This window comes from Pseudidiomarina aestuarii, assembly GCF_003987355.1.
Taxonomy (GTDB): Bacteria; Pseudomonadota; Gammaproteobacteria; order Enterobacterales; family Alteromonadaceae; genus Pseudidiomarina; species Pseudidiomarina aestuarii.
On the sequence record NZ_PIPR01000001.1, the window covers coordinates 1528347 to 1541225 of the forward strand.

The 12879-nt window shown below is 50.2% G+C and carries 9 protein-coding genes; 4 read left to right on the top strand and 5 right to left on the bottom strand.

All coding sequences use genetic code 11. The features are described 5' to 3' along the window. Nucleotides 1–74 precede the first annotated feature (74 nt). Nucleotides 75–1478 carry a Si-specific NAD(P)(+) transhydrogenase gene (gene sthA, locus CWE22_RS06960; RefSeq protein WP_169930608.1) on the top strand — a complete coding sequence of 468 codons (1404 nt, stop codon included), beginning with the start codon at nt 75–77 and terminating at the stop codon, nt 1476–1478. Here the strand turns inward: sthA and envZ are convergent. The 4 genes from envZ to CWE22_RS06980 form a co-directional block, all read right to left on the bottom strand. Continuing rightward, a complete protein-coding gene (gene envZ / locus CWE22_RS06965; protein ID WP_169930609.1) occupies nt 1471–2811 on the bottom strand; it encodes a two-component system sensor histidine kinase EnvZ in 1341 nt (446 codons plus the stop codon). The genes sthA and envZ overlap by 8 nt on opposite strands. Nucleotides 2812–2814: 3 nt before the next feature. Continuing rightward, nucleotides 2815–3546, bottom strand: coding sequence for an osmolarity response regulator transcription factor OmpR (gene ompR / locus CWE22_RS06970; protein WP_169930610.1), 732 nt, complete (start codon nt 3544–3546; stop codon nt 2815–2817). Nucleotides 3547–3706: 160 nt separating this feature from the next. Next, entirely contained in the window at nt 3707–6130 is a 2424-nt protein-coding gene (locus tag CWE22_RS06975; protein WP_169930611.1) for a S9 family peptidase, read from the bottom strand. 35 nt (nt 6131–6165) lie between these two features. Continuing rightward, nucleotides 6166–7818: an isovaleryl-CoA dehydrogenase gene (locus CWE22_RS06980; protein WP_244595973.1), complete on the bottom strand. Its 1653-nt coding sequence runs from the start codon at nt 7816–7818 to the stop codon at nt 6166–6168. A gap of 103 nt (nt 7819–7921) precedes the next feature. On the opposite strand from CWE22_RS06980, the gene CWE22_RS06985 reads away from it, so the two are divergent. The 3 genes from CWE22_RS06985 (at nt 7922) to CWE22_RS06995 (ending at nt 11539) form a co-directional block, all read left to right on the top strand. After that, nucleotides 7922–8539, top strand: coding sequence for a flavin reductase family protein (locus CWE22_RS06985; RefSeq protein WP_169930613.1), 618 nt, complete (start codon nt 7922–7924; stop codon nt 8537–8539). Between the two features lie 70 nt (nt 8540–8609). Beyond that, nucleotides 8610–9092 carry a transcription elongation factor GreB gene (gene greB, locus CWE22_RS06990; RefSeq protein WP_169930614.1) on the top strand — a complete coding sequence of 161 codons (483 nt, stop codon included), beginning with the start codon at nt 8610–8612 and terminating at the stop codon, nt 9090–9092. 116 nt (nt 9093–9208) lie between these two features. After that, a complete protein-coding gene (locus CWE22_RS06995; RefSeq protein WP_169930615.1) occupies nt 9209–11539 on the top strand; it encodes a Tex family protein in 2331 nt (776 codons plus the stop codon). Nucleotides 11540–11567: 28 nt separating this feature from the next. Here the strand turns inward: CWE22_RS06995 and CWE22_RS07000 are convergent, their stop codons facing one another. Further along, nucleotides 11568–12734 (bottom strand): fatty acid desaturase, encoded by a 1167-nt coding sequence (locus tag CWE22_RS07000; RefSeq protein WP_169930616.1) that lies wholly within the window; start codon nt 12732–12734, stop codon nt 11568–11570. Between the last annotated feature and the right edge of the window lie 145 nt (nt 12735–12879).

Here is a 12879-nt window from a genome sequence, read left to right on the forward strand (position 1 = left end):
CGCTTCCATAACATCGGATTTGTCATCAGTTATTGGTACTATAAGCTACTATAACGTGGTTAGGGAGTAAAACGATGACAAAAACGCAGAGACAATATGATGCGGTGGTGATCGGCAGTGGTCCAGGTGGTGAAGGCGCTGCGATGCAACTTGCCAAAAATGGCCGTAAAGTGCTGATGATCGAGAAGCATCAATCCATTGGTGGTGGTTGTACTCACTGGGGTACGATACCGTCGAAAGCGTTGCGCCATTCGGTCAGTCGTTTGATTGAGTACAATACTAATCCACTATTTTCTGGCGAGCGCGTGCAACGTGGCCTGACCTTTGCCGAAATTCTCAAACACGCACAAGGCGTCATTCGCAAACAAGTGCAACTGCGCAGCGGTTTTTATCAACGTAATGGTGTTGATGTGGTGCACGGCACTGCCAGTTTCGTCAACGCCCACGAATTACAAATCAAACAAGCCGATGGCACCTTGGAGTTTGTCACCACCGAACAAGTAGTTATTGCCAGCGGCTCGCGCCCATACCATCCGAAAGACGTTGATTTCACACATGAGCGCATTTATGACTCCGATACCGTACTCGATCTGAAACATGAGCCAAAGAGCATCATTATTTATGGAGCTGGGGTGGTGGGTTGCGAGTATGCCAGTATCTTCCGTGGTTTGGGTGTGAAGGTTGATTTGGTGAACACGCGTGACCGCTTGCTGTCATTCTTAGACGCCGAAATTTCAGACGCCCTGTCGTATCATTTGCGCAATAGTGGCGTGGTTATTCGCCATAACGAAGAATATGCCTCCATCAAAGGCACTGACGATGGCGTTGTTCTGATGACCGAATCTGGCAAGCGAATTGTCGCGGATTGTTTACTCTTTGCGAATGGCCGTTCGGGGAATATCGAAGAGCTCGCGGTTGATAAAGTGGGACTCGAACCCAACTATCGTGGCCAATTGGAAGTATCCAAGCACTATCAAACTTCAGTCGACACTATCTATGCCGTAGGCGACATCATCGGCTATCCATCCCTTGCCAGTGCGGCCTATGACCAAGGACGTATTTGCGCGACAGCCATGCTGCATGGTGATTGTGAGCAACGCTTGATCAGTGATATCCCGACAGGTATTTACACTATTCCGGAGATCAGCTCTGTCGGTAAAACTGAGGAAGAACTGACCGCACAAAAGGTACCCTACGAGGTTGGTCGTGCTCAGTTTAAACATCTTGCCCGCGCGCAAATCTCAAACATGTTGGTTGGGAATTTAAAAATTCTTTTCCACCGTGACACTAAAGAGGTGCTGGGTATTCATTGCTTTGGTGAGCGAGCTGCGGAAATCATCCACATTGGGCAGGCCATCATGGAACAAAAAGGTGACGGCAATACTATCGAGTATTTCGTCAATACTACCTTTAACTATCCTACTATGGCTGAAGCGTATCGGGTCGCAGCGTTGAACGGATTGAACCGAGTTAGATAGGTTTACTGGCACTAGGTGTGACGGGAAGCTCTACGCGAACGCATAAGCCGCCAAGGCGTTCGCTGCGGCTGAACACTACATGCCCATGGTGACGTTCAACAATACGCTTGACGATAGCCAACCCGAGACCCGATCCCTTCGTTGCGCGTGCCTTGTCACCCTGGGTAAAGGGTTGTAACAAATGCTCAATTTGATCAGCGGGAATACCCGGCCCATTGTCACAGACTACCACCCAGACCTTGGCAGATTCCTCGTCATAGCCGGTATCAATAATGATTTTATCCTTGCCGTAGCGTTCCGCATTTTCGAGCAAATTGAGTAAGACCCGTTTAATCGAAATCGCACGAACGGGCACATCTGGCATGGACTGATAATTAACCGTCACTTGCGCGTGCCAGGTTTCGGGCAAATGACCAACAACATCCTCAACTAAGAAATTGAGGTTTTCGCAATCTTGATCCGCAGATGTATCCACCCGCACGTAATCAATAAATTGATCGATAATCGCATTCATATCATCAATGTCACTGATGATTCCCTCGGCCAAATAATCTTCATTCGGTGGCATCATTTCGGTGGCCAGTCGAATGCGCGTTAACGGGGTGCGCAGATCATGAGACACACCCGCCATTAGCAGCGCTCGATCTTGCTCCAATTGCTGCACACCTTTCGACATCTGGTTAAATGCACGCGTTACCGCAATCACCTCCGTGGAGCCGCGCTCAGGCAATTGTTCGGGATAATCGCCACGCCCAATTTGCCGTGCCGCACGCTCGAGGCTTTTCAGCGGTCGGTTCTGCCAGTTCGTAAACAGCATGCCACCGAGCACACTCAAAATACCGATCAGAATGAGGTAAAACAGCAAGGGTGAAAAACGTGATTCATTAAAACTATCGACTTCGACTCGCAGCCAATAGCCTGACAACCGCTCAGTCTCCACCCACACATAGAACTGCTCGCCTTGCGACACGCGCACTTCCGTTTCGGCGCCGAGTAAATCACGCATGCGGTTCGACAAAAAACTATAACTGGTGGTTTGTCGCAAGCCATTTTCTAGAGCATCTTCTTGCGAAAAGCCTTGGATACCGGTGGCTTCGGTATAACGCAGCGCTAAGTCACGTTTGTCGCGCGGAAAGGTATCACTTTCACGAATCCATTCATCCAGTATCAACGCGCCCTCTATTTGGCGTGCGATCACTGAAGTCACCTGTTGCATGCTCGGTTGCACGACGTACAAACCGACCATGACATAGGAAATTATTTGGTTGATAAGCAATAAGGTCGCGATCAGCGCTACGGTTCGCGCAAACGCTGATCGGGGAAACAGGCGCATAGGTTAGGAAGTAGCCTTGGTATTGCCGTCTGGAACAAACACGTAACCCAAACCCCAAACGGTTTGAATATAACGAGGATTCGCCGGGTCGACTTCGAGCATGCGCCGTAACCGTGATACTTGCACATCAATACTGCGCTCTAGCGCACTGTAATCACGACCGCGAGCTTGATTCATGAGCTTGTCACGTGACATGGGTTGGCGCGGATGCGTGACCAAAGCTTTAAGTACCGCAAATTCACCGCTGGTCAGTGGCATGGGTTCGTCACCACGGAACATTTCGCGGGTCCCAAGATTAAGTTTAAACTCGCCAAACTCAATCATTTCGTCACTGCTGGACGGCGCACCGGGTATCTCTTTACCACGACGACGCAACACGGCACGAATGCGCGCGAGCAATTCACGCGGGTTGAAAGGTTTTGCTAAGTAGTCATCGGCGCCTAGCTCAAGACCGATAATGCGGTCTACTTCGTCACCTTTGGCCGTCAGCATGACTATCGGAATATCGTTGTTTTTCTGACGCAAGCGACGACAGATGGAGAGCCCATCCTCGCCCGGTAACATGAGGTCTAGCACCATGAGATGAAAGTTTTCGCGTTCCAGTAAGCGATCCATCTGCTCACTTTGAGCCGCAGCACGAACATAAAAACCCTGTTCGGTTAAATAGCGCTCCAACAAGCCGCGTAGCCGTGCATCGTCATCCACTACTAAAACTTTAAAGGTTTCCTGAGTCATGCGGGCGCTCTCCCATTGTTACCCGTTTCACGCTGATTGAAATTACTATAAAAGATGGTTGAAAGCGACACAAACAGCAGGGTGTAACCAGAAGGGATTGATTGCAACAAAATGTAAAAGGGCCAGTAGCGGTTGGCTACTGGCCCTTTGCGACTAGCGTTTACTCGGCGTTTTTCACAAACTCGTCCAGCCAGTTGGTTTGCTCCCACAGCATGTGCAATACCGACTCGCGAGCACGGTAACCGTGTGACTCAAATGGCAACATCACCAATCGTGTCGTGCCACCTAAGCCTTTAACGGCTTGATACAAACGCTCAGACTGCATTGGGAAAGTACCTGAGTTGTTGTCATTGGCGCCGTGAATCATCAGTAACGGCTCATTGATTTTGTGCGCATGGAAGAACGGTGACATTTGCACGTACAGGTCAGGGTCATCCCAAACGGTGCGTTCTTCACGCTGAAAACCAAAAGGCGTCAAGCTGCGGTTATATGCACCACTACGCGCAATACCGGCAGTAAATAAATCACTGTGCGCCAGCATATTGGCAGTCATAAAGGCACCATACGAATGGCCTCCGAGTGCGACTCGCGCCGGATCGGTCACACCCCGGTCTACACCTGCTTTAATAGCGGCTTTACCGTTCATGACCAATTGCTCGATAAAGGTGTCGTTCGGTTTCGCATCGCCCTCACCGACAATCGGCATGGTGGCGCTATCAAGTACCGCATACCCTTGAGTTGCTAAATATTGCGGTGCCCAGTAGCTAATCCGCACAAATTCGTATGGCGAACCAGAAATCTGCGCAGCTGCCGCTGAACTCTTGTACTCACGCGGATAGGCCCAAACAATCGTCGGCAGCGGCCCATCGGTTTCAGGGTTGTAGCCAGCAGGTAGATACATCTCCGCTGACATCGCTAGGCCGTCTTCGCGCTCATACGTGATCAATTCACGCGTAATACCGAGTGTATGTGGCATTGGATGCGGAGTATCAGTCAGCGCCACGAGATTATTGTCGTCCACATCACGCACAAAGAAATCAGCTGGGTCATTCACGCCTTCACGCTGAGTCAGGAAAGTCAGTTCCGTCGGATCGAGCAATGCGCGTGGCGACTCATAATATGGCGCTTCACTGCGCCATAACCGCTCCGCTTCACCGGTACTCAGTGTGTAGCGATCGATAAATGGGCGATCTCCCTCAGCGGAAGCCCCGTTGCCACTGAGTAGCATTGCGCCATCATCTAAGTAAAGAAGCCGGCGACCATCTTCTTGCACGGTAAAGGGTGTACCTGGATCGTTGTAGCGGTCTTCCCACGAGCGTTCCCAAACGAGTTGAGTCTCACGCTGACCGGTCGCATCCACTAACCATAATTTCTCATCACGATCTGCCCACCAACGTTCCCAAATCAACACATGTTCAGCATCGGCAGCCAACAAACGACCATAGCGCTTGGTTAAGTCAGCGAGCTTCTGTGGCTCTTCGGTAAATGGCGCGGCCTGTTGGAATACTTGATCGCGAATCTCTGCCTCCACGGCTGGGTCACCTTGGTCGGTTGCTTGCGCCCACACTAATGTTGCATCAGCATCGTTCCGCCAGCTAACATCGCGACGACCTTGCACTACCGCATCAAAAGCAATTGGTAGGTTATCGGCAAGCGGCTGCTCGACCACGGTGTAAACAACTTCACCTTGTTGATTCCAGACGCGGGTGGTTTGCGGAAAACGATAATGGGGCACGGCATAAGAGTATGGCCGTTCAATCACCGAGGTCAGCAAAAACTCATCATTCGGAGACAGACTGAGACCATTATAAATAGCCGGTTCACCTAACACGCGTTCATCACCATTGAGACCGAAATAAGTCACACGGCTGGTGAAGTAATAATCAAACAAGGACTCATCATATTTGTTTTGAAGTAAATCTTGGTAGGTCCGGCCCGGCGCTGTGCGTCCACGACTTTCGGTAATGACTGGACCACTTGGTACGACTGCCGCTTCGGGTTTCGTTAGCCCAGAAGCAACGGTATAGCTATACAGACCAGCACTATCATGACGCCATTCTAACCGCGCACCCCACACTGCATTCAGCGGTGTGCTTGACCATAGGCTGGCTTCGGCTTTGCGCACATCAACCAACCACAATTGCACTTGATCCAGCTCTTGCTGCGCTACCGCAATGTAATTTCCATCCGGCGACCATGCGGCACCCAAAGCCTTGAGATCATCCGGCAACCCAGAGATAACTCGGCTATCACCACTGGCTACATCGACAAGTTTTACATCGCTAATGTATCGCGCTTGGCTGACGGTGTAGTTGGCGGGGTTGATTCGACGTCCAGCAAGTTTGATTTCTTCGGCTGCCAAATCATAAATGTCCGGTAGCGCTGGATAGCCAGTAACTAGCAACAGCGAACCATCCGGGCTCAAACTCCCACCGGGTGATGGCGCTGCATCGACAATATCAATGATCTCTTGCGCCGGCTCTTGATAGTCGATTTTAACTGGGTTTGCTGCGCTCAAACTTGACGCTAAGCCAACCGTAAGGGTTGCCGCACAAAGGGTCGCGACTTTGAAAAAAGATTGCATGACCTTGTTATCCTCTGCTGATGTTGATCAACAACTTATCCCGTTGAAAAGCAGCGATCAATGATGGCTTGTCTATTTATTCCGATAGGTAACGTACCATAATTCAGTCCCCAATCGGTTCCTAAACGACTGACACAGAACGCATCAGCGATGGCGTTCGGCGCATGTTGTTGCAGTAGTGCCCCTTGTAGCGTCACCGCCAGTTGATCAACAATTCGACGTGCTTGTCCTTGCCGTTCCTCCACTTCGTAGCGCTGACTAAACCAATTTTTTAATTGTTTTATGGACGTATCTAACCCACTATTCGCACCTTCAGCACGCGCGACTTCAGCAAAATAAGCCTCAAGTGTTTCAGGTTGCTTTTCAATGGCGCGTAACACATCCAAGCATTGGATATTGCCACTTCCTTCCCAAATAGCGTTGATAGGCGCTTCACGATAGAGACGCGGCATGATGCAGTTTTCCATAACGCCATTCCCACCCAGACACTCCATAGCCTCGTAAGCATGCTGCGGTGTACGTTTGCAAATCCAGTACTTACCTATTGCCACGGCTAACCGAGCAAGCAACTGTTCATGCGTTTGCTCTTGATGATCCATCGCACGTGCCATCCGCATGGTTAGAGTTAATGCAGCTTCGCTCTCCAGCGCTAGATCAGCGAGCACATTACTCATCAAGGGTTGCTCAACCAGTGTTCTACCGAACGCTCGCCGATGCTGACAATGGTGGACAGCTTGCACTACAGCTTGGCGCATTCCCGCTGCTGAACCTATCATGCAATCAAAGCGGGTCATCGCCACCATCTCGATGATGGTGCGTACCCCTTTGCCCTCGGCACCAATCAACCAGCCTTGGGCGCCGCGTAACTCGACTTCACTAGACGCATTCGCGACATTCCCCATTTTGTCTTTCAAGCGCACCAATTCGAGGGGGTTTTTGGTTCCATCCGGACGCCAACGTGGTACCAAGAAGCAACTCAATCCAACATTGGTTTGAGCCAACATTAAAAATGCATCGCACATGGGCGCTGACAAAAACCACTTATGTCCGACCAACTCATAAAGCTCCCCAGACCCTGCTGATCCAATCGCTTTAGCGATCGTGGTATTCGCACGAACATCCGAGCCACCTTGCTTTTCAGTCATTCCCATACCGAATGTGATCCCACGCTTCTGATTAGCTGGGATATCTCTTGGATCATACTCGTTGGTCAAAACACGAGGCAGCCACTCCGCCGCGACATTGGATTGCTGCTTTAGCGCCGGAACCACAGCAAAGGTCATAGTAATTGGGCAACCATGGGCCGCTTCAACTTGCGTATGCAGATAATACTTTGCTGCTCGTGCCACATGCGCACCCAATTGTGACTGTTGCCAAGGGCTCGCATGCAAGCCTTCCGCGATCGCCGTTTGCATCAGTTGATGATAGGCCGGATGAAACTCAACTTTATCGACTCGATGACCAAAACGATCATGCGTATGCAACTGCGGTTTATGCGCATTGGCCTGATACCCGAGCGCAATGCTCGCGGCGCTGCCCGTTACTGCGCCAAATCGTTCCACATCGGCTCGCGCCCAACTTGCGCCCTCGCGCTGCAAGGCATCTTGCAGTGCTTGATCTCGTAAGAAGCTGTTGTAGTCTTCCAGCTCCGGCGCTTGGTTCATTACCTCATGCGTTTGAAACTTCATCGCGTACCTACCTTCGTTGTGTAGCATTGATCATCTGCTATCAAATCCACGTATCCATCAGCTCTAACTACCACACTCATACCATAACGCGAGTTCATGAGACATGACACAGACACTACATCGTGCCGACATTGATGCTATGCCATCACGGTATCGCGCTCAGTTCATTAATAGTCTATCTGGATTTAAAAGCGCCAATTTGATTGGTACTGCGGATGCGGATGGTTCAACCAACTTGGCTATGCTGAGTTCGGTGGTGCATCTGGGTGCGAATCCTCCACTATTTGCGCACGTAACGCGACCCACGACCGTGGCTCGGCACAGCTTGGATAATCTGCAAGCCACTGGGGTATATACATATAACCATGTCAGCCCGAAAATGTTGCCTGCAGCCCATCAAGCTGCGGCTAAATACCCTCGCGATGTGTCGGAGTTCGACGCCGTCGGCCTCACAGCTAGCTATGTCGACAAGTTCGCCGCGCCCTTCGTGGCTGAGAGCGAATTGAGCATTGGCATGCGATTGGTCGAGGTACTCCCTATCAAACACAATGGTACTTTGTTGGTAATCGGCGAAATTGCCTGGGTTCGCTGTCCGCAAAAAGTCATCGAAGCCGATGGATATGTGGATATTGCCGAACTGGATGCAGTGGCCATTAGCGGCTTAGACAGTTATCACCCAGTCCTATCGGGCACACGTTACGGCTATCCTGAGCCGGATTAAGCCTATTCAAGTTTGGGCATCCTCAGTACACTAATGCGCTCTATCGTTTCGGGGTATTGTTCAAGTTGCTATGAGAACCAATTTAATCACACGAGCAGGCTACCTGCAGTTGCAACAAGAGCTTGATCAACTGTGGCGCGTTGACCGCCGTGAGACCACTGAGAAGGTGGCTTGGGCGGCCAGTTTAGGCGATCGCAGTGAAAACGCAGACTATAAATACAACAAGCAGAAGCTGCGACAAATTGACAAGCGCATACGCTTTTTGCGCAAGCGCCTAGAAGATTTGAAGATTGTCGATTATGCACCGCAGCAAGAAGGCAAAGTCTTCTTTGGTGCGCAAGTAACCATTGAAAATGATGCGGGTGATACGCGTACGTTTCGGATTGTTGGGCCTGATGAGATTTATGGCCGTAACGATGTTATCTCCATTGACGCGCCGATGGCACGGGCCTGTTTAGGCAAAGCAGTCGACGACGAGGTGGCGGTGCCAACGCCAACAGGGATCAAACAATGGTATGTGGTCGCCATCCATTACCTCGACTCAACGGCTTGACCGGTCCTAATCCTCCAACCTGGGTAAAGTTTTTCATAGCATGACTTCGCTTCATCGCAGAGGCTGATATACTTGTGCCCACTTTTTTGGGTATGAGACTAGGCGAGAGAGAAGTTATGAGCTGGATTACACAGCAAATCGCAACAGAATTATCGGTACAACCACAACAAGTACAAGCGGTTGTTGCGCTGCTCGACGACGGTTCTACGGTGCCATTTATTGCCCGTTATCGAAAAGAAGCCACCGGCGGCCTCGACGACACACAGTTACGGAATCTGGCACAACGCCTTACCTATTTGCGCGAGTTAGATGATCGCCGCCAGGTGATCTTGGCCAGTATCAAAGACCAAGGGAAACTATCCGACGACCTGAGAGATGCGATTCTCACCACCCAATCGAAAACCGAACTAGAAGACTTATACCTCCCCTTTAAACCAAAACGTCGCACGAAAGGCCAAATTGCGATTGAGGCGGGACTCGAGCCGTTAGCCGATAGGTTACTGGCAGAGCCGACGACTGACCCAGAAGCAGCTGCTGCAGAATTCATTAACGTTGATGCGGGCTTTGCTGACACCAAAGCGGTGTTAGAGGGTGCACGCTTCATCCTGATGGAGAAGTTCGCCGAAAATGCTGCATTATTGAAGAAAATACGGGAATATTTGTGGAATAACGCCGAAGTTACCAGCACAGTTGCAACCGGTAAAGAGGTGGAAGGCGCAAAGTATCGCGATTATTTTGAGTTCAGCGAGGCGGTTAAAAAGATTCCTTCACATCGCGCGCTCGCACTATTCCGTGGACGCAATGAGGGTATCTTGCAGCTCAAGCTGAATCCAGACCCACAACAAGACGACCCGAAAGCGCGCAGTTACGGTGAACAGTTGATTGCCGCTCACTTGTCTATTCAAGACAGTGGCCGCGCCGCTGATGCATGGCTACAACAAACCGTGGCATGGACATGGCGCATCAAGATATTGCTGCATATGGAAACCGAGTTATTCGCCAGTATTCGGGAACGTGCCGAAACTGATGCGATTCAGATTTTTGCGAATAATCTAAAAGACCTCATGATGGCGGCACCTGCAGGTGCCAAAGTCACGATGGGACTGGATCCAGGTGTTCGCACAGGCATTAAAGTTGCAGTCGTCGATAATACCGGTAAAGTGCTGGGCACCAACACGGTATTCCCATTCCAGCCACAGAACCAAGTCGATAAATCAATGCGCACGCTAGCGGGCATGTGCAAGCAACATAAGGTTGAGCTGATTTCGATTGGTAACGGCACCTATTCACGTGAAACCGACAAACTGGTCGCTGAAATGCTAAAGGCGAATCCAGATATTAAAGCGAGCAAGGTCATCGTTAATGAAGCGGGGGCCTCGGTTTACTCGGCTTCTGAGTTAGCAGCACAAGAATTCCCTGATTTAGACGTCTCCTTGCGCGGTGCCGTGTCTATCGCCCGTCGTCTGCAAGATCCGCTCGCCGAACTCGTGAAAATTGAACCGAAGTCCATTGGTGTAGGCCAGTATCAGCATGACGTGAGTCAAGCGCAACTGGCGCAAAGTCTCGATGCGGTCGTCGAAGACTGTGTAAACGCCGTTGGCGTTGATCTGAACACAGCTTCAGTTGCATTGCTTGCTCGGGTTGCTGGTTTAACTCGGACGATGGCGCAAAATATCGTCGCCCATCGTGATACCAATGGTCGATTTGCTACTCGTCAGCAATTATTGAAAGTGGCACGCATGGGGCCAAAGTCATTCGAGCAAGCGGCAGGTTTCTTACGGATTATGCATGGTGATACACCCTTAGATGCGTCGGCGGTGCACCCTGAAGCTTACCCTGTGGTTGAACGGATTGCGCAGCAAGCGAACAAGCAGGTTGCCGAACTGATTGGCGATTCAAGTTTTCTTAAGCAATTGCGCGCTGAAGACTACACCGATGACCAATTTGGCTTGCCAACGGTTCAAGATATCTTGCGCGAACTCGACAAACCCGGTCGCGACCCGCGCCCAGAGTTTAAAACAGCCTCATTTAAAGAAGACGTCGATACCATGGCTGACCTGAAGCCTGGCATGACTCTCGAGGGTGTTGTGAGTAACGTCGCAGCGTTTGGTGCGTTTGTGGATATTGGTGTGCATCAAGATGGTTTGGTTCATGTCTCGGCATTGTCTGATAAATTCATCTCAGACCCGCGCGAAGTGGTAAAGGCAGGAGATATCGTCAAAGTCAAAGTGTTGGAAGTTGATTTGCCGCGCAAACGTATCGGCTTGACGATGCGGTTAACTGATGAAGTTCCTGCGGCAACTGGAGCGCCAGCAGCTCGAGCTGAGAAGCGCTCGAGTTCGCCAGCGCAACACAAACAAAAGCCGGCAACGAAGCCGGCTCCAGCCGCAAATTCTGCAATGGGTTCTGCCTTTGCAGATGCCTTTGCGAAAGCGAAGAAGTCATAACCGACTTCTTCGCTTCTTCAATCAAATGTTACGCGATTGAGCGTTGCTGCATCACGGTTTGCATTAAGCGTCGAAATTCACGCTTGTGCGTCTGCAACGCTTCACGCATTTCAATGACTTTTTGCTGCAGTTCGGCCAAAGTGATCAAATGCATTTGATCAGCCAGCGCTTTCGCTTTGGTATCGAGCAACTGCTTGCGCGCTTGATAATACTCACGCAACCGTAACATGAGTGCATCGTACTCTTCATGCAAACGTTCACGCGTGTTTTCACACGCAATTGGAGCTTTATCCTGTAACCGCTTAAATTGCATAGCCAATCGTGCTTTTTCAATTTGATAGCCGTTGGTGCGTTTTAAGTTCTTCGTTAAACCTAACCATGAGCAGCTCCGAATCAACCATTTGGTCGGATCGAAATGCCACCACCGAATACCATTCCGATAGTCGGCTGAGAAAATGTGGTGATAGTTGTGATAGCCCTCACCGAAAGTCAAAAAGGCTAAAAAGCCGTTGTCACGCGCAGTGTTGCGATCGGTATAAGTTTGCTTACCCCAAATATGCGCCAGCGAGTTAATGAAGAACGTCGTATGATGGTTAATCACCAAGCGGGCAAAACCAACTAATAAGACTGCTCCCCAAACATCACCCAGCATAAAGCCAATGGCAATTGGCCAGCCAATAGTCGTGATTAGCGTGAGCAACAAATAATGACGGTGTTGCCACATCACAATAGGGTCTTGCTGAAGGTCTTTGACGTTATCGTAGTTGCTGTATTTTGATGCCTGATATTCACGCAGCATCCAACCAATATGCGAATACCAAAAGCCGCGCTTCGCTGAATATGGGTCGTGGTCGTTGTCATCTACATGTTTGTGATGCTCACGGTGATCAGACGACCAATGCAGCGCACTGTTCTGTACTGCTAGCGCGCCGCCTAAAGCAAATAAAATGCGCAGCGACCAATGCGCGTCATAGGTTTTATGCGCCCATAAACGGTGGTAGCCGGCGGTGATCGAGATACCCGCGAACGCAATGGTTCCAAGTAGCGCAACAATCATACCGGTAGAAAAACCATACGTGATGCCATACCAAGGCACACCAATTGCAGAAATTGCAAAAGTAATGGCAAAAACTAAGGTGTTTAACCAAATAATCGGGGGCTTACCAGACGTTTCTGGCGCAGATGACACAGACATAAAACCAACCACATAACTGAGAAAAAGAATCACGCACTGCTATCAATTTATTTTAGCGAACACGTGTACGCTGAATGTACTTGGCTTCACCGCGAAAGTAAACCCAAAATGCGACGAATGGACTTCAAATTCGGTGTAGGTCACA

Excerpts from the sequence above, each read along its gene's own strand:
- sthA (WP_169930608.1), top strand. The coding sequence starts at position 75 with ATGACAAAAACGCAGAGACAATATGATGCGGTGGTGATCGGCAGTGGT.
- envZ (WP_169930609.1), bottom strand. The coding sequence starts at position 2,811 with ATGCGCCTGTTTCCCCGATCAGCGTTTGCGCGAACCGTAGCGCTGATC.
- ompR (WP_169930610.1), bottom strand. The coding sequence starts at position 3,546 with ATGACTCAGGAAACCTTTAAAGTTTTAGTAGTGGATGACGATGCACGG.
- CWE22_RS06975 (WP_169930611.1), bottom strand. The coding sequence starts at position 6,130 with ATGCAATCTTTTTTCAAAGTCGCGACCCTTTGTGCGGCAACCCTTACG.
- CWE22_RS06980 (WP_244595973.1), bottom strand. The coding sequence starts at position 7,818 with ATGAAGTTTCAAACGCATGAGGTAATGAACCAAGCGCCGGAGCTGGAA.
- CWE22_RS06985 (WP_169930613.1), top strand. The coding sequence starts at position 7,922 with ATGACACAGACACTACATCGTGCCGACATTGATGCTATGCCATCACGG.
- greB (WP_169930614.1), top strand. The coding sequence starts at position 8,610 with ATGAGAACCAATTTAATCACACGAGCAGGCTACCTGCAGTTGCAACAA.
- CWE22_RS06995 (WP_169930615.1), top strand. The coding sequence starts at position 9,209 with ATGAGCTGGATTACACAGCAAATCGCAACAGAATTATCGGTACAACCA.
- CWE22_RS07000 (WP_169930616.1), bottom strand. The coding sequence starts at position 12,734 with ATGTCTGTGTCATCTGCGCCAGAAACGTCTGGTAAGCCCCCGATTATT.